The organism is Sphingomonas oligophenolica (genome assembly GCF_039522915.1).
Classification (GTDB): Bacteria; Pseudomonadota; Alphaproteobacteria; order Sphingomonadales; family Sphingomonadaceae; genus Sphingomonas; species Sphingomonas oligophenolica.
Map to the genome: position 1 here is coordinate 22,827 of NZ_BAAAEH010000009.1, position 22,072 is coordinate 44,898.

The 22,072-nt window shown below is 65.4% G+C and carries 17 protein-coding genes; 7 read left to right on the top strand and 10 right to left on the bottom strand.

The features are described from left to right. Nucleotides 1–353 precede the first annotated feature (353 nt). Genes ABD050_RS06340 through ABD050_RS06360 form a run of 5 tightly spaced genes read right to left on the bottom strand, consistent with a single transcriptional unit; the run spans nt 354 to nt 6,216 of the window. Nucleotides 354–1,562 (bottom strand): CaiB/BaiF CoA transferase family protein, encoded by a 1,209-nt coding sequence (locus tag ABD050_RS06340; protein ID WP_343888405.1) that lies wholly within the window; start codon nt 1,560–1,562, stop codon nt 354–356. Further along, a complete protein-coding gene (locus ABD050_RS06345) occupies nt 1,559–2,701 on the bottom strand; it encodes a CaiB/BaiF CoA transferase family protein (RefSeq protein WP_343888406.1) in 1,143 nt (380 codons plus the stop codon). The genes ABD050_RS06340 and ABD050_RS06345 overlap by 4 nt, the downstream gene beginning before the upstream one ends. Beyond that, entirely contained in the window at nt 2,698–3,459 is a 762-nt protein-coding gene (locus ABD050_RS06350) for an SDR family NAD(P)-dependent oxidoreductase (RefSeq protein WP_343888407.1), read from the bottom strand. Before ABD050_RS06350 ends, ABD050_RS06345 begins: the two co-directional genes overlap by 4 nt. 11 nt (nt 3,460–3,470) lie before the next feature. Further along, on the bottom strand, nt 3,471–4,895 hold the full coding sequence (locus tag ABD050_RS06355) for an aromatic ring-hydroxylating oxygenase subunit alpha (RefSeq protein ID WP_343888408.1): 1,425 nt from the start codon (nt 4,893–4,895) through the stop codon (nt 3,471–3,473). Nucleotides 4,896–4,926: 31 nt separating this feature from the next. Continuing rightward, nucleotides 4,927–6,216, bottom strand: coding sequence for a metal-dependent hydrolase family protein (locus tag ABD050_RS06360; protein ID WP_343888409.1), 1,290 nt, complete (start codon nt 6,214–6,216; stop codon nt 4,927–4,929). Between the two features lie 92 nt (nt 6,217–6,308). Between ABD050_RS06360 and ABD050_RS06365 the strand changes: the two genes are divergently transcribed. The 3 genes from ABD050_RS06365 to ABD050_RS06375 all read left to right on the top strand — a co-directional run bounded on the left by ABD050_RS06365 (nt 6,309) and on the right by ABD050_RS06375 (nt 9,054). Next, nucleotides 6,309–6,788 carry a 2Fe-2S iron-sulfur cluster-binding protein gene (locus ABD050_RS06365; RefSeq protein ID WP_343888410.1) on the top strand — a complete coding sequence of 160 codons (480 nt, stop codon included), beginning with the start codon at nt 6,309–6,311 and terminating at the stop codon, nt 6,786–6,788. Nucleotides 6,789–6,891: 103 nt separating this feature from the next. Beyond that, the gene (locus ABD050_RS06370) at nt 6,892–8,208 is read left to right on the top strand and encodes a cytochrome P450 (protein ID WP_343888411.1); all 1,317 of its coding nucleotides are present in this window, start codon (nt 6,892–6,894) and stop codon (nt 8,206–8,208) included. A gap of 3 nt (nt 8,209–8,211) precedes the next feature. Further along, entirely contained in the window at nt 8,212–9,054 is an 843-nt protein-coding gene (locus tag ABD050_RS06375; protein WP_343888412.1) for an SDR family NAD(P)-dependent oxidoreductase, read from the top strand. 450 nt (nt 9,055–9,504) lie between these two features. Here ABD050_RS06375 and ABD050_RS06380 read toward each other — a convergent pair whose 3' ends face one another. Both ABD050_RS06380 and ABD050_RS06385 read right to left on the bottom strand, forming a co-directional pair. After that, nucleotides 9,505–11,364, bottom strand: a complete 1,860-nt coding sequence (locus ABD050_RS06380; protein WP_343888413.1) for a bifunctional sugar phosphate isomerase/epimerase/4-hydroxyphenylpyruvate dioxygenase family protein — start codon at nt 11,362–11,364, stop codon at nt 9,505–9,507. A 10-nt stretch (nt 11,365–11,374) separates the two neighbouring features. Then, a complete protein-coding gene (locus ABD050_RS06385) occupies nt 11,375–11,914 on the bottom strand; it encodes a DUF3237 domain-containing protein (RefSeq protein WP_343888414.1) in 540 nt (179 codons plus the stop codon). Nucleotides 11,915–12,018: 104 nt separating this feature from the next. Here ABD050_RS06385 and ABD050_RS06390 point away from each other — a divergent pair, with 104 nt between their 5' ends. Next, nucleotides 12,019–13,692, top strand: coding sequence for a carboxylesterase/lipase family protein (locus ABD050_RS06390; RefSeq protein WP_343888415.1), 1,674 nt, complete (start codon nt 12,019–12,021; stop codon nt 13,690–13,692). Nucleotides 13,693–13,756: 64 nt separating this feature from the next. Beyond that, nucleotides 13,757–14,410 (top strand): TetR family transcriptional regulator, encoded by a 654-nt coding sequence (locus ABD050_RS06395; protein WP_343888416.1) that lies wholly within the window; start codon nt 13,757–13,759, stop codon nt 14,408–14,410. A gap of 31 nt (nt 14,411–14,441) precedes the next feature. Here ABD050_RS06395 and ABD050_RS06400 read toward each other — a convergent pair whose 3' ends face one another. The 3 genes from ABD050_RS06400 to ABD050_RS06410 form a co-directional block, all read right to left on the bottom strand. Then, the gene (locus ABD050_RS06400) at nt 14,442–15,458 is read right to left on the bottom strand and encodes a hypothetical protein (RefSeq protein ID WP_343888417.1); all 1,017 of its coding nucleotides are present in this window, start codon (nt 15,456–15,458) and stop codon (nt 14,442–14,444) included. A gap of 23 nt (nt 15,459–15,481) precedes the next feature. Then, nucleotides 15,482–16,774 (bottom strand): MFS transporter, encoded by a 1,293-nt coding sequence (locus ABD050_RS06405; protein WP_343888418.1) that lies wholly within the window; start codon nt 16,772–16,774, stop codon nt 15,482–15,484. Between the two features lie 65 nt (nt 16,775–16,839). Next, nucleotides 16,840–17,706 carry a shikimate dehydrogenase gene (locus tag ABD050_RS06410; RefSeq protein ID WP_343888419.1) on the bottom strand — a complete coding sequence of 289 codons (867 nt, stop codon included), beginning with the start codon at nt 17,704–17,706 and terminating at the stop codon, nt 16,840–16,842. Between the two features lie 179 nt (nt 17,707–17,885). Here ABD050_RS06410 and ABD050_RS06415 point away from each other — a divergent pair, with 179 nt between their 5' ends. Beyond that, nucleotides 17,886–18,989 carry an alpha/beta fold hydrolase gene (locus ABD050_RS06415; protein WP_343888420.1) on the top strand — a complete coding sequence of 368 codons (1,104 nt, stop codon included), beginning with the start codon at nt 17,886–17,888 and terminating at the stop codon, nt 18,987–18,989. Nucleotides 18,990–19,039: 50 nt separating this feature from the next. Then, on the top strand, nt 19,040–22,039 hold the full coding sequence (locus ABD050_RS06420) for a TonB-dependent receptor domain-containing protein (RefSeq protein ID WP_343888421.1): 3,000 nt from the start codon (nt 19,040–19,042) through the stop codon (nt 22,037–22,039). Nucleotides 22,040–22,072 lie beyond the last annotated feature (33 nt).

The window sequence follows — 22,072 nt, forward strand, 5'->3', positions numbered from 1 at the left end:
GTGCAGATCGTTGCAGAACCGGGCCGAACTGGATCCTGGGGGATCCGGCTCTGCTTTTTCTCATGACTGGACAGGCGACGACAGGCGTGCGCCTTTGACGTGCCCGCAACAGAGGCTGAATTCGCTGTTCTCGACGGATTTTTCCCTGTTCTCGAAACAGGTTTCCCTGTTCTCGAAATTAGGTTTCCCTGTTCTCGATACGGGTTTTCCCTGTTTTAGGTAACAGGGAAACCGAACATAAGCCTTTGCAATATTGCAGAAAATAGCGACCAGAAACCGGGCTGAGCGCGCAAAAAAGAATATTTTCCCTGATATTGCGGTCGGAACAGGGAAAAGCGCCCGCCGACCGCGCGCTAGTCGATTGCCTTGAGCGCAACCAGCCGGTCGATCTCCTCCGGCGAAAGCCCCAGCAAAGCGCGATAGACATAATCATTATGCTCGCCGAGCAGCGGCGCACCGCGCTCGATCGCTGCCTCGTCCGGCGTCATCCGCCACGGCGCGCCGACGACCGGGCGCGTATCGCCATTGCCGTTTTCGACCATCCGATAGACCTGGCGTTCCCAGAACAGATCGTCGGCCGCGAGGGCGAGCGTGCTGGCGCTGGGATAGGCGGCAACCCCGGCAGCGCGGAGCGCTGCGCCCAGCGCGTCAGTCTCGTGCGCCGCGGTCAGCTTGTCCAATTGCCTGTCGAGAGCATTCCGGTTCGCAACTCGCAGATCCCGGCTGGCAAAGCGCTGATCGTCGGCAAGCTGATCCACGCCCAGCACGCCCGTCAGCGCACGCCATTCGTCGTCACTGCCGCAGGCGATGCTGAGCCAGCCCCCCTCCCGGCAGGGATAGGCGCCGTGCGGGGCGAGTTCCGGATGAAAATTGCCGTCCGCCCGGGGAATATCCCCGGTCAGGTTGAACGTGAACAGGCTATCGCCGACCAGGCTGGAAAGAGCCTCGACCGCTGACACGTCGACAAACTGCCCCTCACCGGTGCTTTCGCGGTGATGCAAAGCGGCGATCGCGGCGAAGGCCGCTGCGGCGCCAACGGTCGAATCGCCGTAGCGGATGTTCATGCCCTTCGGCACCTCGCCCTCATGGCCGACGAGATAGGTGAGCCCGCCGATCGCCGCGAAACAGGGGGCATAGCCGGTCTGATAGCCGAGCGGCCCGTCATTCCCGTACATCTTGATCGAGACATGGATGATGTCGGGCCGGATCGTCTTCAAATCGGCATAGCCGAGATTCGACCGCTCCATCGCCCCGGGGCGGATATTGTCGATGACGATGTCGGCGCAGGCGATCATCTCGCGCAGCCTGGCCATGCCGGCATCGGTCTTCATATCGACGCGGACGCTGAGGATCTCGGTGTTGTGGCTGAGGAAATAGGGCGCGTGCTCGATATCGACGCCGCCATAGGCGCGCATCTCGTCAAGGGCGCCCATGCTCTCCACCTTGATCACCTCGGCGCCGAGCATGGCCAGCATCTTGCCCGCATAGGGCCCGGCCCAGACCTTGGCGATCTCGATCACCCTGATCCCGGCGAGCGGGCCGCCACGGTTCCGGAAACTCACACCAGCACCTCGTCGGCATGCTCGCCGAGCACTGGGGCGGGCCGGGTCAGCCGTGCCGGCGAGCCGCTCATCCGATACGGAACAGTGGGATAATCGGCCTTGCCGAGCAGTGGATGTTCGAGCGGCTGGAAATAGCCGCGGTGACGATATTGCGCATTGACGCACAGGTCGGCGGCGGTGTTGACCGGGACGATCGGCACGTTGAGCTTCTGCGCCTCGTCGGACACCCGCACCTTGTCCTGCTGCACGATCCAGGGCCGGAACTGATCGCGAAACGCCTTCACCCGTTCGGGCGTGCAGTGGAATTCGAGCCAATCCTCCGGGAACTGCCGAGCCCAGTCGGGATCGCCCATCAATGTGCGCAACCCGTTCCAGTGCGCCCGGGTCGTCATGATCAGATAGACATGCCCGTCAGCGCAGTCGAAGGACGTCGCCGGCCCGCCCATGTCGTAGCGGGTCCGCGACAGGCTCGGTTCGTCGTCGCCCGCAAGGATACGACCAAGCACGACATCGGCGCGCGACAATTGGGTCTCGACCTCCGACATGTCGATGAACTGGCCCGCGCCCGTCTGCCGCTTGCGCCAGAGCGAGGCTGCGACCGCCATTGCTGCGTCGAGTCCCGCCTCATAATCGGGCAGGAACCGTCCGGCGCCCTTGAGCGGCGGCTTGTCAGACGCGGTCTCGCTCGGAGTATGATATCCCCACCCGCCCGCGTTGATGACGTTGATCGGATAGGCCCTGCGCCTGTCCTCGGGAGCGCCCTGCCCGAACGGCGTGATCGCGCAGTGGACCAGCGCCGGATGCGCCTTCGCCACCGCCTCCGGGGCTAGCGCGTGGCCCGCGCGCCAGTCCTCGTCATGGTCGTCGATCCATGCATCGGCCCGCGCGAGCAGGGCGCCGAGGCGCGCGCGGCCGGCCTCGGCGTCGAGGTCGAGCATGACCGATTTCTTGTTGGTGTTGAGATACGCGAAGGGCACGCTCTCGCCATTCACATGGGGCCCCATTGCCCTTGTGGGCGAGCCACCCGGCGGCTCGACCTTGATCACTTCGGCACCGAAATCCGCGAGCAGCCGCGCCGCATATTCGCCGACGACCCGCTCCGCCGTCTCGACGATCGTCAGCCCGACAAGTGCCGTCATAACGACTGACCGTCATCGATGGTGAATACAGCACCGGTGACTGCCTTCGAGCAATCCGAGGCCAGATAGACGAGCATCGCGTCGAGCGAGTCCGCCTCCTGCATGCGCCGTCGTGGCAGTCCCGCAATCGCGCCGCGACTCGCATCGGAGCGATACCATGCGTCGTTGATCTCGGTGTGGATCCAGCCTGGCTGGATCGTGTTCACATTGATCCCCTGCCGGATCCATTCGCGCGCGAACTGCCGGCCGAGATGGGCGATACCCGCCTTGCTCGCGGCATAAGCCGCGTCGCCGGTATGCACCTGCCCGGCCGTAACCGATCCGATCAGGATGATCCGCCCATCCTCCCGATCCCGGCTGCCGCTCGCGATCAGGCGACGCGCACCTTCGCGCGCGACCAGATAGGCGCCGACCAGATTGGTGTCGATCACGCGACGAATATCGGAAGCCGGCACCGCGGTCGACCGCCCCCCGGCTGCGATCCCGGCATTGGCGACGACGGTATCGACAATGCCGAACCGCGCTTCGGCCCGATCATAGGCTGCGATCACCGAAGCCTCCTCAGTCACGTCCAACGACACTGCAAGCGCCTCGGCGCCCGCGTCGGCGAGTTCGCGCTCAAGCGCCTCCACGCGTTCGATCCGCCGCGCGCCCAGCACAACTCTCCCCCCTGCCCTCGCCAGCACCCGCGCGAACCCGGCGCCCAGGCCCGAAGAAGCCCCGGCGATCAATGCCGTCCTGCCGGCAAGGTTGATCATCCCAGCGCCGTTCAGCGTCGCGTATCGGCGGCGTTCGGGCGGAAAGGCTCCATCGCCATATATTTGTCGACCGCGCGCTCGAAATGGCGGATCCGGATCTCCTGGTAATTTCCAAGCGTGATGCCGCTCTTGGCGCTGGCTTCCAGGCCTTCCTGCTGCGCGTGGAGATTGTCGGTATCCTGGTCGAGGATATGGCCGAACCCCGGATCCATGCCCTCGGCGTCGCTGAAGGATTGTTCGTCCGACAGGATCTGGACCTCGGCCGGCTCGGGCCGCGGGCCGTCCCTCGGCACAGGCCGCATGAACATCACTTCGAAGATGCACCGGCGATAGTCCTTCGGGTCGGGACGGAAGCGATACACCATCGGCAGCGAGATACCCGGAAAGAGATAGGTGTTGGGAAAGATCGTGTAGGAGAAGCAGTCGAGGATCTCGCTGTCTGACACCGCGCTGAGATCGCTGTTGGTCGTCTGCTCGAACACGCCTCGGAACATGTCGGCCATCGCCTGGCGGGCGGTATTGTCCCCCACCGTCGGGCGATCGCTGCTCAGCATCGTCCCATCGCCGACGGTAAACTGATCGAGGATATCCTGCTCGCTATACTGGCCCGCGAGATGCGGACTGCATACGCCGAGCGGCGAAATGAAGCGATTCACATGCTCGCCATAGATGTCGTACTGGGTATTGGCGTCGGCGTTGGAGGGCGCCACCTGCGGGTGCGTGATGATCACGTGATAGGCTTCCTGGAAAGCTTCGACCGTCAGCTTCCAGTTGGCCGGAAAGCTCTTCTGGACATGCAGATGGGTGTAGCGGTCCTCCAGCTTCCATGCCTTGATATGCGCCAGCGCCTCCTCGCCGAGATAATCCGCAAGGCTCGGGGCGGCCGGGTCCATGTTGATCCACACAAAGCCGCCCAGCAATTCGACCCGGGCTTCCGGCAGAGTCAGCTTGTCGGGATCGACATGCGGGAAATCCCAAGGGCAGGTAATGCTCTTGCTGGTCCCATCGAGATTCCAGGTCCAGCCATGGAACGGGCATTGAAAATCGCTTGTCGACCCTTCGGTGCCCGAGGGACGCAGCTTGGTGCCGCGGTGCAGGCAGGCGTTGAAATAGGCGCGGATCTCATTCTCTTCGACCCGCGTGACGATGAAGCTGTAGGGCCCGATGTCGTAGACATAATAGTCGCCGATATTGGGGATATGCTCCTCGCGGCAGGCAAATTGCCAGGTGCGCGTCCAGAGCCTGCGAAATTCCTCCCGGGCATAATCGGGGTCGGTGTAGCGCCGTGAATCCACATCTTCGTCGCCGAGAAAGGCATAGCTTTCGGACCGCACCCATCCGGGTGCCGCGACCTTGTCGCGGGCGATGATGTCCTGCGCGCTGTCGGCTGGGCAGCGCGCCTCGCCAGGCTCGATCGTACCGGTTTCGACGTTCATGGATTCGACTCCGCTTGGGAAAAGGGGATTGTCAGGCCGGGATCGCTTCGCGGCTGGGCTCGGAGTGCTGCGTCGCCGCCTCCGGCACGATGTTCTTGTGCAGCTGTCCGTCCTTCATGATCAGGAGGAGCTTGCCGGTGTCGAGGAAGATGGCCGGATCGGCCATCGGGTCGCCGTCGACGAGGACGAGATCGGCAAGCATGCCCTTTTCAAGCGTCCCGAGATCGCCCTGGTCTCGCATCGCAAGGCCACCGTTCTTGGTCGCGCACACAAGGGCTTCGGCAGGCGAATAGCCATAATAGTCGATGAAAAAGGCGATATCGCGCGCCTGGGTGCCCTGGGGACTCCAGCCGAATCCGTAATCGCCCCCGATCAGATGGCGCACCCCGCGCTTCCGCAGCGCCACATGGGTCTTCACCGATTCCTCGAGCAGCTGCGGGATGCCCATATAGCCGCCGATTTCGGGGGTCAGGCCATGCCCCGAGGCCTCACCTTTGATGATCTGATGGAACAGCCCGACGGTCGGCGCGACGAACAGTCGGTCCCTCGCTTCCTCGAACAGGTCGAGAAGCTCCTCGTCCGAATATTCGCAGTGGAACAGGCCGTCGACACCGGCCCTCACACACCGCTTCGATCCTTCGATCGACCGCGAATGCGCGTTGACCTTGCGGCCATAGGCATGCGCGGTATCGACCGCCATCCGGATTTCCTCGAAGCTCATCGGCGTCGTGTGGCCCGGCGTGTTCGGGTAGAAAGGATCGCCCGAGACATCGAGCTTGATGTTGTCGCATCCTTCCCGGCAGGAGAAGCGCACTGCCTTGCGCATCTCTTCCGGCCCGTCGACGATGATCGAGGGGCCTTTCCGCGGGTTATGCTCCTTGCTCTCGTCCCCCATCCCGCCGGTGACGCTGATTTCCATCGATCCCGCCCGGATGCGGGGCCCAGGCAGGCGCCCGGCCTCGACTTCCTTGCGGACTGCCACCGCAAGCCGGGTCTTGGCCTCCGACGCGCCATAGGCGCTGGTGAATCCGGCATCGATCAGCGCCTTCGCACCCCGTGCCGCGGCGAAGACCTGCTCCTCGGGCGAAGGCGTGATCAGGTCCTCGGTCGCAGTGACGTTCTCGAAAGAGAGATGCGCATGGCCCTCGGTCATGCCCGGCATGAGGAAGCGGCCGCCCGCATCGATGATCCTGTCCGCGTTACCGTCACCCGGGCGGGACACCGACGCGATGCGATTGCCTTCGATCAGCAAGTCCCCGGCAAAGGGTTCGGCCCCGGTCCCGTCGAAGATACGGGCGTTCCTGATCAATATGGTGGCCATCGCAACGCGCATCCTTCCGGTCGCACCGGCCCTCTCGCCGGGCCGATTGTCCAAGATTGGCCAAATTCTACGATGCCGCTCTCCGGGCAGAAATGACTGACACCGCAGGGCAGGTAATCCCTGACGGCGCTGGCGGCGGGTGCCGCCCCGGTCAATTTGCCCGGCCAGCCCGGTTCTTTCCGCCCGGGCGCAGCTGGGGCATGAGGCTGACCATCAGAAGCGATTGCGAGTGGGACATGCCGGGAATCACCGTCACCTTCATCGATGTGAACGGACAGACGCGAGTCATCGAGGATGCGGAGCCCGGCATGTCGATGATGCAGGTCGCCAAGGCGCACGATGTCGAGGGTATCCTGGCCGATTGCGGCGGCGCGTGCTCCTGCGCGACCTGCCACGTCTATGTGGGCGACGGCTGGATGGAAAAGGTCGGGCCGCCCGATGATGTCGAGGAAGCTTTGCTCGATATGGTCGACGACGTCCGCCAGCCCAACAGCCGCCTGTCCTGCCAGATCTCGGTCAGCAGCGACCTCGACGGCATTGAACTGACCGTCGCGCCCGACCCGGGATATTGAAACCCGCCTTTGCCGCTGCGGACAAGGCTTGGATCGATCGCGGTCATGGCTGCGTCCAGCTGCATTTCCCACTATGCTGGCGACGACACGAGAGGAATGAACGATGGCATCGGCAGCGGATGACGTGACAAGCGAAAGCGGCTGCCCCGCGACCGCCGAGGAAAAGCGCCTGATCGCTGACGCGACCTTGCTCGATCCGGTGGTGCACGCGGCGCCGCGGCGTTTCTACACGGCGATGCGCAAGCTCGACCCGGTCCATTATGACGCGCAGCTCGATATGTACCTCGTCTCCCGATACGAGGACATCCAGACGATCCAGAAGGACCCGATCACCTTCTCGGTCAACAAGGGCTATCACACGCAGCAGGCCAAGGGCTTCGCCGAGGAGTTCCGGCAGATCCTTGAGCGCGATGGGGGTGGCTATTTCCCCGACGCGATCATGTCCGATCCGCCCTATCACACCCGTGTCCGCAAGCTGATGGAGAACGCCTTTACCGGCCACCGGGTGAAGGAGCTCGAACCCCGGATCGAGAAGGTCGTGGCGGAGCTGATCGATGCGATCGCCGACAAGGGCGCGATGGACGCAGTCAATGATTTCGCTGTCCCGCTGACGATCCGCATCATCTGCGAACAGCTCGGCCTCGACTGGGAGATGAAGAGCAGGATCCAGCGCTGGTCGACCGCCGTCACCGCCCAGATCGGGCGCATGCAGGACCGCGCCGAGATGCTCGAGCACGCGCGGCAGATCTGCGATCTCCAGCAATATCTCATCGCCAAGATGAAGGAGCGGCAGGCAGAGCCACGCGAGGACATGATCTCCGACATCGTCCACGCGAAGGAGGGCGATGGCGAAGGTTCGGTACTGACGTTCGAGGAAGCGGTGTCGCTGATCCGCGCGCTGCTCGTCGCCGGAAACGAGACGACGGCGACCGCGCTCGGCAATCTCGTCTACATCTTGTGCACCGAGCCCGAGACCGCGCAACTGCTCAAGGATTCAGTCGAGGACGACCGGCTGCTCAACCGCTTCGTCGAGGAATTGCTGCGGATCGAGCCGCCGGTGCGCGCTTTGTCGCGCATGACCACCCGGAAGGTCGAACTCGGCGGCAAGCTTCTCCCCGCGGGCGCGCACCTGTTGCTCCTCTACGCCTCCGCGAACGACCAGCCGGACGTGTTTCCCTGCCCGCGCGATTTCGACATCGACCGCAAGAATATCGGCCGGCACCTGTCGTTCGGCGGCGGCGTCCATCGCTGTGTCGGCCTCGCGCTGGCGCGGATGGAGATCAAGGTCGCCGCCCGCGAACTCGTCCGGCGGCTCGACAATTTCCAGCTTGCGATCGATCCGGACGACATCCGTTACCTGCCGACCGTCGCCACCCGGACGATGGAACGATTGCCGGTCACGTTCGACAAGAGGGATTGACCGGTGGCCGGTGAACTCGAAGGCAAGGTCGCGATCGTCACCGGTGGCGCTGGCGGCATCGGCAGGGCGACGGTGCAGCTTTTCGCCAGGGAAGGCGCCAGGGTCCTGATCGCCGATCTCAATGATGCGGCCGGCGAGGGGCTTGCCGACAGCATCGGCAATGCCGCGCTGTATCAGCGCACCGACGTCTCGCAACGCGAGCAGGTTGAGGCGCTGATCGATCGCGCGGTGGCGGATTTTGGCCGGCTGGATGTGATGTTCAACAATGCCGGGATCGCCTGTGCCGCCCACCCGCATTTCCTCGACGATCCGCTCGACGATTTCGATCAGGTGATTGGCGTGAATCTGTTCGGCCCGATGGTCGGAACCCAGGCTGCCGCTCGACGGATGCGGGCGCAGGGCGATGGCGGCGCGATCGTCAATAATGCCTCGATTGCCGGGCTGCTCGCCGGTCAGGCGATGATCACCTATCGCGCGTCAAAGGCAGCACTCATCCATTTCAGCAAGTCAGCGGCGATCGACCTCGCGCAATACGGGATCCGCGTGAATTGCCTGGTCCCCGGCCATATCCGGACGCAGCTCAGTTCCTTCGAGGAAGCCGGGGCTGGTGCGGACACCGCGCGACGGCTCGAGCAAGCGATCGATGCGATCTACCTCTCCAACCAGCCGCTTAAGCGCCGCGGCCTGCCGGAGGATGTCGCGGAAGCCGCCCTGTTCCTGGCCAGCGATCGGGCGCGGCAGATTACGGGGATCGTGATGCCCGTCGAAGGCGGCGTCACCGCCGGCGATCCGGTGAACCATCTCCAGGATATTCTAGACGTCAGGTCGGCAATATTCGGTCCTTAAGCCTGTGCGCAATGGCCGTATCTCCGAAGCCGCCCGCGACCGGCGGCGACAAAGTTCGGATTGCGGCAATTTATTCTTGTACTTCAGTGATCTAAATAATCCCCGAGCGTGACGCAGCGGGTTCGCTCTTGCCCCATTCGACCCGCCGCGCTAGATGCGCGGACCGCACAGGGGTGTAGCTCAGTTGGTTAGAGCGTCGGTCTCCAAAGCAAACAATCGATCACCAATCCGAACGGCGAAAACGGCAGAAATCTGCCGATTTTCAGACCCTACCTCCCCTTCGATTTTCGTTCAAGGGCACAATTCGGGCACAAATGGCCGGGGCGTGTGGTCGCCCGGGCGTCCAAGAGCTGCGTACCGCTCGACCGCTCGCTTTCGGGTGATTTCGGGATATTCGTACTCGTCACCCGCTCGACTTCGGCGATGCGGCGCCAATTTCCGCGCTTCGGCTCATTGGCCTTCGGCGCGAAAGCGGCTCTGCGCGCCAAGCCGGATTGGTGCGTTCGCGGCGCCGTAGCCGGGATAGGCGCCGCGCCGTTCGACGATCTCGAAGAAGAAACGTTTTTCGAAGGCGCGGGTGTAGATCTGCCAATATTCGTTGCCCGCCTCGTCGCGGTCGAACAGGATGTTGTGCGCGCGCATCTCGGCGACCGCATCCTCCGCGATGCCGAAGCGCGCGACCAGGTCGTCATAGTAATTGGCCGGGATCGGCAGCAGTGCGACGCCGCCCTCCTCCAGCGCGCGCGCGGTGGCGAAGATGTCGCCGGTGGTGAAGGCGATGTGCTGGAACCCCGCGCCGAACACATTGCCGATGAAGCGCGACGACAGCGTGCCGCGCCCGCCCGACGCGTTCATCGTCACGCGGAACGCGCCGTCCGCGCTTTCGATCGCCCGGCTCTGCACCAGCCCGGCCGGGTCGGGAATATCGAGCTCGGCCTGCTTCGCCACGTCGAACAGCGCGGTCCAGTAGAGCTGCCATGACAGGAACTCGTCGACGTCGACCGAGGCGGCGACATGGTCGATGCGGCCGAGCCCGGCATCGTCGCCCTCGCCGCTCAGCGCGCGGAATTCGCTCGCCCAGATGCGATCGACGGCGGCGCCTTCCATCAGATAGACCAGGCTGCCGCCGACGCCGCGCAGCGCCGGCATCACGGCGGAATCGCGCGCGCCGTCGTCGAAGCGCTGGATGTCGAGCGCCCGGGCGCGGCGCAGCGTCGCATCGGGGCTCGGCACGGTCAGGCCCAGCGCGCAGATCGCCGCGCCATGGACGATGTCGTAGGAATGCGCGAAGCCGCGCTGCTCGCGGTTGACCACCAGGTTGATCGACCCTTGCGACCAGCGATCGACCTGCTTGCTGCGGTGCCGCCCGACCTTGGCGAAGCCCATGCCGGCAAGCATCGGCTCCAGCCGCGCCGCCTCCTCGTCCGAGGCGGCGAATTCGATGAACTCGATCCCGCCGATCGCGGCGGGCGCGGGCAGCGCGGGGCGCTGGCCGATCAGCCGCTCGGCCTGGTCGCGCACCGCGACCAGCGAGCGCAACCCGTCCTGCGCCACCAACGCGGTCGATCCGGCGCGGAAGCGGTCGTTGAAGATTTCCAGCGACAGCGGCCCCTCATAGCCGAGCTTGAGCAGCTCGGCGACGAACCCGGCCACCGGCAGATCGCCCTGCCCCGGCATGCAACGGAAGTGGCGGCTCCAGAACAGCAGGTCCATCGACAGCCGCGGCGCGTCGGCAAGCTGGACGAAGACGATCTTGGCCGGGTCGATCTCGGCCAGGCTGGCATTGGGAATGTCGCGCGACAGCGAATGGAAGCTGTCGAGCAGAATGCCGATCGCCGGGTGATCGACCGCCTTGACGATGTCCCAGGCCTGGCGGTGGTCATAGACGTGCCGGCCCCAGGCCAGCGCCTCGTAACCGATCAGCACGCCGCGCGCCGCGGCGCGCTCGCCGAGCGCGCCGAAGTCGTCGACGATGCGATCCCGCTCGCCCCGCGCGTGCGGCGAGCAGTTCGAGCACAGCAGGATGCGGTTCGTGCCGAGCTCGGCCATCACGTCGAATTTGCGCTCGATCCGGTCGAAGGCACGCTGGCGCAGGTCGCCGGGCATGCCCTCGAAATCGCGGAACGGCTGGTAGAGCGCGCAGGTCAGGCCGAGATCGGCGATCTGCCGCGCAATCTCGCGCGGCGAGGCCGCGCAGGACAGCAAATCGGGCTCGAAAATCTCGACCGCGTCGTAACCCGCGGCGGCGATCGCGGTCAGCTTCTGCTCGAGCGTGCCGCTGACAGAGACGGTGGCGATCGACGTGCGCATCGGCTTTCCTTCAGGCGAGTCGGAAGACATGGACCAAGACCGCGGGCGGGCCGCCCGTCACACCCTGCAGGCTGCCGACGAAGACCGACTGGTTGAGCCACGCATGCGGCCCGGCCGGCGCCTCGAACTCGGGCATGGTGCGCGCATAGCGCGCCGTCGCTCCCTTGACCCGGCTGTTGGTCAGCCCGCGATTGCGGACATGGATCTGCGTGCCATCTTCGGCCTCGATCATGTAGTCGGCCTCGATCAGCGTGTAATCGTCGGCGCGCTGCAGCTGCCAGTCGGCCCCGCCGGGCACGACGCGGCCACGGATGCGCGGTCCCTCGAAGGTGCCGCCGATGATCGGAATGCGGCGACGGATGCCGTAGGGCGTACGGCCGACGTCGCGGGTCGGCTCCAGCAGGACGTGCGCCGAAAAGGCGAATTCGACCCCCGGCGTCACGCCATCCGGCAAGGGCGCGGCGAGCGCTTCGCTGCTCAGCACCAGCGGCACCGCGGCCGCCGCCGCCATCGCGCCGAAGAACATCCGCCTTGTGGCCAGTCCTTCCATCATCGTCTCCTGTCGCGCTTGACCTGCACGAACCATTTCGTACACATATTGCGTATTCGGACGGGAGTCGACAAGAGCCTCATTGCGGCGCCGAAGGAGGATGCATGAAACGGATCACGACGGTGCTGACGGCATCGCTCCTCGCGGCGTCCCTGATGCCGGCGCGCGTCACCGCGAACGATAGCCCGGACGATATACCGCGCGTCGCGGCGATGCAGCCGATCCCCTCGGATCCGGTCGCCACCACCTCCGGCGCGATCGCCGGCACGCGGATCGATGGCGAGGTACGCGCCTATCTCGGCATCCCCTATGCCGCGCCACCGGTCGGCGCGCTGCGCTGGGCAGCGCCGCGCCCGGTCGCGTGGCAGGGCGTGCGCAATGCCGACCGCACCGGACCGGAATGCATCCAGGTGCTGCGCCCGCACGACATCAATCATTATTTCGGCGAGGAGGCGACGTCCGAGGACTGCCTCACCCTCAACATCTGGACGCCGTCGGCAAAGCCCGCCGCCGGGCTGCCTGTGGTGGTGTTCATTTATGGCGGCGGCTTCACCATCGGTTCGTCGGGTATGCCCAATTATGGCGGCGCGGCGGTGGCGCGGCGCGGCGCGGTGTTCGTCAATTTCAACTACCGCGTCGGCGCGTTCGGCTTCATGGCGCATCCCGAGCTGACCCGCGAGCAGGGCGGCCATTCCGGCAATTACGGGCTGATGGACCAGATCACCGCACTACGCTGGGTCAGGGCGAACATCGCGGCATTCGGCGGCGACCCGGACAAGGTGACGATCATCGGCCAGTCGGCCGGCGCACTGTCGGTCGCGTCGCTGATCTTCTCGCCCGAGGCGAAGGGCCTGTTCCGCAGCGCGACGATGACCAGCTGGTGCAACTATCACGACGCCATGCCGACCCTGGCCGAGGCCGAGGCGACCGGCCTCGCCGTGCAGCACCGCCTCAAGGAGGACTCGCTCGCCGCGCTGCGCAACATCCCCGCCGACCGTATCCTCGCGATCCAGAGCGAGAGCCAGCTCGGCGCCAACGTCGCCGGCATCCGCATCGGCGGCCCGATCGTCGACGGACTCGTCCTAGCCGGCCAGAAGCCGGCGCTGCTCGCCGCCGGCCAGGTCAATCGCGTACCGGTCATCGCCAGTTCCAACACCGACGATATCGACATTCCGATAAGCCCGTTCGGCCATGTCGCGACGCTCGACCAGTATCGCGACGCCGCCCGCACCGCCTTCGGCGCCGACGCCGCCGCGTTCCTCCGCCTGTTCCCCGCGAAAGACGATGCCGGGGCGCAGGCGATGGCGCGCAATGTCGCCCATCTCGCCGGCTTCGAGTTGGCATCGCGGCAATGCGCTCGCGACCAGGCGAGTATCGGGCAGCCAGCCTATATCGACCAGTTCGCGCGCAGGCACCCTTACGCGCCGGGCATGCGTTTCGCCGATCAGGACCCAGCGACCGTCGGCGCCTACCACACCGGTGACGTGCCCTATTGGCTGGGCACGCTCGACGTCTACAACAGCCGGCGCCGCACGCGCGACTGGACACCATACGACCGTCAGCTCTCGGCAACGATGATGGACCACCTCATCGCCTTCGCCCGCGACGGCGACCCGGGCGCCGACTGGCCCGCCTGGTCGCCAAGCCGGGAAAGCGAGACATGGTTCGGTGACGGCATCGCGGTGCGCCCGCTCGACGTGCGCCGGCTCGACTGGCTGGCCGCGCATCCGATGGTGCGCCAGCCGCTGCCGCCAAGGCCGGGGTCGCCGCGCGACTGAGCGCCGGTTGATCGCATCGTCGGATCGCATTAGGCCTGTGCCGCAGCCCCGGGATACCTGATTTTTGACCAACGCCACCACATCGCAGGAACCTCGCGCCACCCGCGCCGCGGATTCGGAAGCGACCAAGGCCAACATCCTCGATGTCGCGCGCCAGGAGTTCGCCGACAAGGGGCTGAGCGGCGCGCGGATCGACGAGATCGCCGAGCGCACCAACACCAGCAAGCGCATGATCTATTACCATTTCGGCAGCAAGGAAGGGCTGTACCGCGCGGTCCTCGAACAGGCCTATACCCGCATCCGCGAGACCGAGACGGCGGTGCCGATCGAGACGATGGGCGCCGAGGAAGCGCTCAAAGCCAACGTCCTGCTGACCTTCGACTATCATAACCAGCATCCCGAATTCGTCCGGCTGGTGATGAACGAGAACATCCATCACGGCGAATTCATCAAGGATGTCGCGGGGATCAAACGGCGCAACGAAAGCGTGATCCGCGTGCTCGGCGAGATCATCGCCAAGGGCGTCGACGAGGGCGTGTTCCGCGACGGGCTCGACCCGATCGACCTGCACATGACGATCAGCGCGCTGTGCTTCTACAATGTCTCGAATCGCTATACCTTTTCCGAGATCTTCCGCCGCGACATGACCTCGCCCGAGGCCGTCGCCCGGCGACGCGAGCAGGTGGTCGAGGTCGTGCTGGCGGCGTGCCGGCGGTAACGCCCTGACCATAAGGGCTGCTTGAACTTTCCTATTCCCGCTTCGGCAGCGGCCGATAGGCCAGGCGATCGGCCTGGTAGGACCCCAGCCACAAGGCACCGCCCGCGACAATCGCCGTGGACACGCCGTTGAACCCCGCCTCGGGCTCGCCATAGGCCAGGGTCGACACCGTTCCTTTCACCGGATCGATCGCTCCGGCCACATAGCCGCGGTGGCACAGCATCTTGTCGGCCTCGCCATTGACCACCCGGCGCAATCCGCCGCACGCCGGCTCGTCGAGCCGCATCCCGGCCGCGACCAGGCGGTCATCGGTCCAGTGGACATTGTCCGGCATGAAATCAGGCATCACGATCGTGCGTACGGACTTCGTCCGGTGACGGTCGAACACCACCACAGCATGCCAGCCGAACGCGACGACGTAAAAATGGCGCTCGTCGGGATCGACCTCCAGCCCGTTATTGCCGGGCAGTTCAGTGCCCCTGATCTCGCTGAAGCGGTCAGCCCCGACACGCCATTGCCATACCACGCCGGTCGGCTTGCCGAGCATGAAATCGCCGATGGTCGTGCCGGGGCGCGTCAGCACGGTGACCAGCAGGGTGCCGTCGGCGAAGGTCGCGACGGCATTGCCGACCTGCCCTGTCGGCATCATCCGGCAGCCGCGCCACACCAACCGCGGCGTTTCGCCGCCGAGAATGATGTCGAAGATCTCGATCGACTCGCGCCCGCCATGATTGACGACATGGAGCGACCAGCGCCCTTCGCCGGTGCGGCGCAGCGCGAGGCCGCGTGCGTTGAACAGCTTCGGGTCGACCGGGCCGGGGCAGGAAGGATAGGTCGCGCGGTCGGGGTCGATCTGGTCGGGGGTGCCGGTGAACCATGAGGTCGCGCGGTGCTTTTCGGTATCGACCAGCTTGAGACCGGCGCCGGGCGCGAAACCACTGGTGATGATCAGGTGGGTGCCGGGAAGCGCGACGATATCCTCGGGCCGTTCCACGCCGCAGATATAGTTGAGCCGCACGCCCGGCTCACAGGCGGTCGGCGTTGCCATCGCCAGCAAGGCCGCCAGCCAGATCAGAGTTCGATCCGCTTCACGTCGCCGAGCACGAAGATATAGGCAAGCGCCCCCATCAGCGCGAGGCTGCCGACATAGGCAAGCGCGTAGAAGAACGAGCCAGTCACCGACACGATCGCGCCGATCACCAGCGGCGTGACGATGCCGGCGAGATTGGCGGCGAGGTTGAACACCCCACCGGTCAGGCCGAGCATTCCCTTGGGCGCGATGTCGGACACCAGGGTCCAGCCGAGCGCTGCCATCCCCTGCGCGAAGAACGCCAGCGACAGGATCGCGATCACGGCCGTGTTCGACTCGACGAAATTGGCCGCGATGATGGTCGAGGCGAGCAGCAGGCCGGTGATGATCGGCGCCTTGCGCGCAACATTGGCCGACTTGCCCCGCCGCAGCATCGTGTCGGACCACCAGCCGCCGAACAGCACGCCGACCGAGGCGGCGATAAACGGCAGCACCGCGTAGAAACCGATCTTGAGGAACGCCATGTGGCGCTCGGTCGCGAGATAGGTCGGGAACCAGGTGAGGAAGAACACCAGGGTGGAATTGCCGGCGAACTGGCCGAGGCAGATGCCCCACATCTGGCGGAAGCTGAGCAGCCGGCTCGCCTTGCTCCAGTCGATCCGCGCTGTCTTGCCGCCGCCGACCAGCCCACCGCCGGCAGCGATCAGATCGAGCTCGGCCGCATTGACGCCCTTGTGCTCGGGCGGGTCGCGATATTTTGCGACCCAGACCAGCGCGAAGGCGAAGCCGATCACGCCGCAGACGATGAACAGCGAGCGCCAGCCATGATGCACCAGCAGCCAGAACATCGCCGGGCTGAGAAACGCGAGCCCGATATATTCGCCCACCGTATACACGCCCGTCGCGAAGGCCCGCTCGGATTGCGGAAACCAGGTCGCGACGACCCGGCTGTTGGCCGGGAAGCAGGGCGCCTCCGAAACGCCGAGTGCGAGGCGAAGTCCGAGCAGCGAGGTGAGGCCGCCGGCCAGCGAATGGAGCAGGGTGAAGAGCGACCAGAAGCCAACCGACAGCGCATAGGTGACGCGTGTGCCGAAGCGATCGAGGAACAGCCCGCCCGGCACCTGCGACGCGGCATAGCTCCACGAAAAGGCCGAGAACACAACGCCCATCACCGCGGCGTCGATCGCCAGCTCCTTCGTCAGCGCAGGCGCCGCGATGCCGAGCACGGTGCGGTCGAGATAATTGACCAGGGTGCCGGTCGCGATCAGCCCGAGCATGCCGAAACGCGCGCGGCTTGGCCGCCCGGTCGCCGTCATGATGTTGGTGTCCGGCATTTCTCATCCTCTCGCATGAGGCGCTCTTGTCCGGCACCCTCGTCGCGTATCTGTCGGGCGTGAATTCAGAAGTTCGCCGCCATGCGTTCGCGATCGGCACGATGGCCGGTAAACAGGTCGAAGGCACGCGCCGCCTGGAACACAGCCATATCCCCGCCATGCGCGGTCCGGCAGCCGATCGCACGCGCGGCGCGCAGCAATTCAGTCTCCAGCGGGAAATAGACCACGTCGGCAACCCAGAGATCGGGCCGCAACAGGGCGGTGTCGATCGGCGCGCCGGGATACCCCTCCATCCCGATCGGCGTGGCGTTGATCAGGCCGCTCGCGGAGGCGAGCTCGGCCGCGAGATCGCGACCGACGCGGGCGATCGTTCCGGGCAGGCGGGAGACCAGATCGTCAGCACGGTCACCCTGCGGGTCGATGATAACCAGTTCGCGGCACCCGAGATTGACCATCGCCATGGCGGTCGCAGCGCCCGCCCCGCCGGCGCCGATCTGCACCACTCGGTCAATGGCCGCGCCGGCGAGCTGACGCTCGAAACCTTCGGCGAAACCGGATGAATCGGTATTGTAGCCGACGCGACCCTCGGCCCCGAACACCACGGTGTTGACCGCGCCGATCGCACGCGCTTCGTCGCTGAGTCGGTCGAGCAGCGCCATGACCTGTTGTTTGAACGGATGCGTGATGTTGACCCCAGCAAAGCCGGCGCGTTGCACCGCATCGAGCGTCGCCGTGAGATCCGCGGTCGCGTGATCCTCGCCGGCGAGGTCGAACAGTTCATAGTGCAGCGCGATGCCCTGGGCGGCCGCTTCGCGCATATGCATCTCGGGTGAGCGCGAGCTTTGTATGTCCACGCCGATAAGTCCGGTGAGGACCGTACCCGGCACGGCGCGACGCGCCTTGTCCCCCGAAGTAACAACCCCCTCAACCACGTCGGATCCTCTCCAATCCCTGGGCCCATCCTGCCACGCAAAGCGCGAAAGCAGGAGCCTCATCAACCACCATTGACTCGGTACGAACCATTTCGTACACAAAATGTCAACGACGAGATTGGCACCGACCGATCTTGCCCGGCGGCCACGACAAGCCGCCGCAGCAAAAAGGGAGAGGCATGACGAGGCGTTTCGCATTCGCGGCAATGGCACTTTTCCCGGCGGTGGCCATGGCCGCGCCAACCGGGCAAAGCATGGGCGCGAAAATCGCCGATGCGACGGAAATCGGTGACGGCGTTCAGGCGGTCGGGGCTGATTCATTTGCCGGCGTGAAGGTGGACTTTCCTGATGGCGTGACCGGCTATCCCGACATCCCCTATCAGACGCTGCCGGGCTATCGTCCGCTCAAGCTCGACCTGTTCCTGCCGCCGAAGAGCTTCGCCGCGGCCGGCCCGCGTCCCCTCATCGTCTATGTCCATGGCGGCGGCTGGATGGCCGGCGGCCCGCGCCGCAGCGCTGCCTATATCGATTGGCCCAAGGTCCTCGCCTCGCTCGCGGCGCGCGGCTATGTCGTCGCCAGCGTCTCCTATCGTTTCTCGCGCGAGGCACCCTTTCCCGCCGCGATCCAGGACGTGAAGGCCGGCATCCGCTGGCTGCGCGCCCGCGCCACGACCTATAATATCGACCCGAAGCGTGCCGCGATCTGGGGCCAGTCGGCCGGCGGACATCTCGCAGCGCTGGCCGGGGTCAGTTGCAACGTCGCCGCGCTCGAGCCCGGCGCGCGGATCGTCCCCGGTACCGCCAATGTCGAGACCGTTCCGTCGACCGCGGCCGGCAGCGATACTGCTTCGGATTGCGTGCAGGCAGTGGTCGGCTGGTTCGGCATCTACGATTTCGCCGCCCTGGCCAGGCGCGCCAGCCCGCCCCCCGGCGCGCCGCCCGGGCCGAGCGCCGACAATCTGTTCCTCGGCTGCCCGGCCGGGGACTGCACGGACCAGCAGCGCGCCTTCGCGTCGCCGGTCACCTATATTGATCATACCGATCCGCCGTTTCTGCTGATGCACGGTAGCGACGATCACACCGTGCCCGAGGCGCAGACCGAGGCGTTCGACGCAGCGCTGCGTGCGGCCGGAGTACCGGTGCGCAAGATCGTCATTCCGGGCGTCGACCATAGCTGGATCGGCGCCACGCCGGAGGCGACGCGCGACGCGAGCAAGCTCGCGCTGCGCGAGGCTGTCGACTTCATCGATGCGCAGATCGGCGATCATAGCCGCAAGAACTGAACGGCAAAATGCCGTCACCTGATCAACGACAATATGAGGGGAGAAAGATCATGACCATTCACAGCCGTGCTCGCCAGAGCCTGGTGCAGTCAGTCTCGACATGGGCCATCGCCGCCGGCGCATTGGCAGCGGCCATGGCCGTCCCCGGCGCCGCAGCCGCCAGCACGGTCCCCGCCCCGGACACCCCAGCAGCGGCGGCGCAGCAGGCGCCGGCAGCCGACGACGCCAGCGATCAGAGCAAGGACATCGTCGTCACCGGCTCGCTGATCCAGCGCCCCAACAATACAGCGGTCAGCCCGATCGTCACTGTCGGTGACCAGGCGATCAAGGACAGCGGCACCGCGACCCTGCAGGATGCGCTCAACCAGTTCCCAAGCTTCACCACCGGCGGCAATGCCGCGACCGGGGGCCAGGGCACGGGCGGCCGCGCGTCGATCAACCTTCACGGGCTCGGCACCAACCGCAACCTCGTGCTGCTCGACGGCCGCCGCCTGCCGGTGTCGGACATCAACGGTAACGTCGATATCAACATCCTGCCCGAGGCGATCATCTCGGGCATCGACGTGATCACCGGCGGCGCCTCGGCGGTCTATGGTTCGGACGCCATGTCGGGCGTGGTCAACTTCAAGACCGTCCGCTCGATCGAGGGCGTGAAGATCGACCTGATGAACTCGATCAGCGAGCGCGGCGACGCCTTCAAGTTCAACGGCTCTCTCGCCTTCGGCACGCACTTTGCTGATGATCGCGGCCATGTCGTCGCCGCGTTCAGCTATGCCAAGCAGGATCCGGTCAACGGCAGTTCGCGCGACTTCTTCCACGACAAGACGCCCTCCTCGTTCATCGGTTACGGGACGTTCGTGCCGAGCGCGACCAACGCGCCGAACGCAGCGGTCGTGCAGTCAGTGTTCGCGACCTATGGCGTGACGGCGACGGTCAATCCGCTGCTCAATCTCGGCTTCAACAATGGCGGCACGCTGTTCACCCAGACCGGCGCGCTGAACTATCGCGGCCCGACCGATGCCAATGGCTATTTGATCGTGGGCGGCAATGTCCGCATGCCGGTCGGCCAGCAGGTCGATTTCTATAACGGCATGAAGCGCAAGACTGCCTTCCTCAAGGCTGATTACGACCTGACGCCTGGCCTCAGCGCCTATGGCCAGTTCATGTATGTCGATCTCAACGTCCATACGGCGAGCGGCAACAGCCTGACGCAGTTCGGCACCCTCACCACTGTCCCGATCACCAACCCGTTCATCCCGGCCGACCTGCGCACGATCCTCGCCTCGCGCCCGACGCCGGGCGCGGCGTTCACCTGGAACGGCCGTTATGTCGGCGTGCCGTACAAGGCATGGGACGAGAGCTATCAGATCCAGCAATATCTGGCCGGCCTCAAGGGCGACATCGCGCCGGGCTGGACGTTCGACGCCTTCGCCTCCTACGATGAATCCGTCCACAACCAGACGCTGCACAACGCGATCCTCAAGAGCAAGGTGCAGACGCTGCTCAACGCGCCCGATGGTGGCGCCTCGATCTGCGCCGGTGGCTTCAACCCGTTCGGCGACACCAATGCGCGCGGCCTCTCACAGGCCTGCGTCAGCTATATCACAAAGGACGCTTTCTCGCCCGAGAAGCTGACCCAGACCCAGGTTCAGGGCCAGATCAACGGCAAGCTGTTCGATCTCGGCGCCAGCCCGGCGCAGATCGCCTTCGTCGCCGACTATCGCCGCAACACCTATTCCTTCGTCCCCGACAGCGACCTCGCGGCGCAGGGCATCGAAGCGGTGATCGCCTCGTCGCCGGCCCACGGCAATATCTCGGTGAAGGAGGCCGCGGCGCAGGTCGATATTCCGCTGTTCGCCGACAAGCCGTTCTTCCACGAACTGGGCGTCGGTGCCGCGGTGCGCGTGTCGGATTATTCCTCGTCCGGCACGGTGACCAGTTATGAAGGCGATGCCCGCTGGCGGCCTATTGAATCACTACTGTTCCGCGGCAGCTATCAGCGCGCCGTGCGGGCACCCAATATCGGCGAATTGTTCACGCCATCATCGGGCACGCAGCTCGTGATAGGCACGCCGCCGGGGTCGCTCGGCGACCCATGCGACGTCCGCTCGACGGCCCGCACCGGCGCCAATGGATCGCAAGTCGCCACATTGTGCGTCGCGCAAGGTATACCGGCAGCAGCGATCAGCAGTTACACCTTCCCGACCACCGCAACCGGCCAGACGATCTCGGGCAATCGCAATCTGACGCCGGAACGCGCCGACACCTTCAATGTCGGCATCGTGTTCAACGCCCCGCGAAACGGCGGGGTGCTGGGGGATTTCTCGTTCTCGGTCGATTATTACAAGATCAACATCAAGAACGTGATCTCGACCGTGCCGGGCCTTACCGTGCTGTCGAAGTGCTTCAACCTCGATGGTTCCAACCCGACCTATTCGAGCAGCAATCTCTATTGCGGGCTGATCCAGCGCGATGCGAGCGGTCAGCTGACGACAGTTGCCACGCCCTATCTCAACCTCGGCGCGCTGAAGACCGATGGCGTCGAATTCCAGTTCCACTGGGGCGTGCGGGCGGGGTTCCTCGGCCAGTCGGGCAAGCTCTATATCGACTCCGCGATTGGCTATCTGCACAATTATAGCGTGCAGTTACTGCCAGGCTCGGCATTCCTGAACTATACGGGCGTCAGCAACGGCGGCGCGGGCACCGGTGCCGTTCCGCCGCGCGCCACGCCGCGCTGGAAGGCGCTGACCACCTTCGGCTATCGCTCGGACACCGTCGGTATGGGCCTGCGCTGGCGCTACCAGAATGCGATGCGGGACGTCAGCTCGGTGCTGACCCCCGCCACCGCCTCGGTCGGCGTGCCCGCTTATGCGCTGTGGGACCTGTTCGGCTCGGTCAAGGTCAACAAGAAATTCGAATTCCGCGCCGGCGTGAACAACCTGTTCGACAAGGGCTTGCCGTTCGTCGCCAGCTCGCAGAACGGCACCGACACGGCGTTGTACGATCCGATCGGCCGGTCTTTCTACTTCGGCGTGAAGGTGGGCTTCTAGGCCTCCCCCTTTCGACGCTCGCACAGGCGGGGG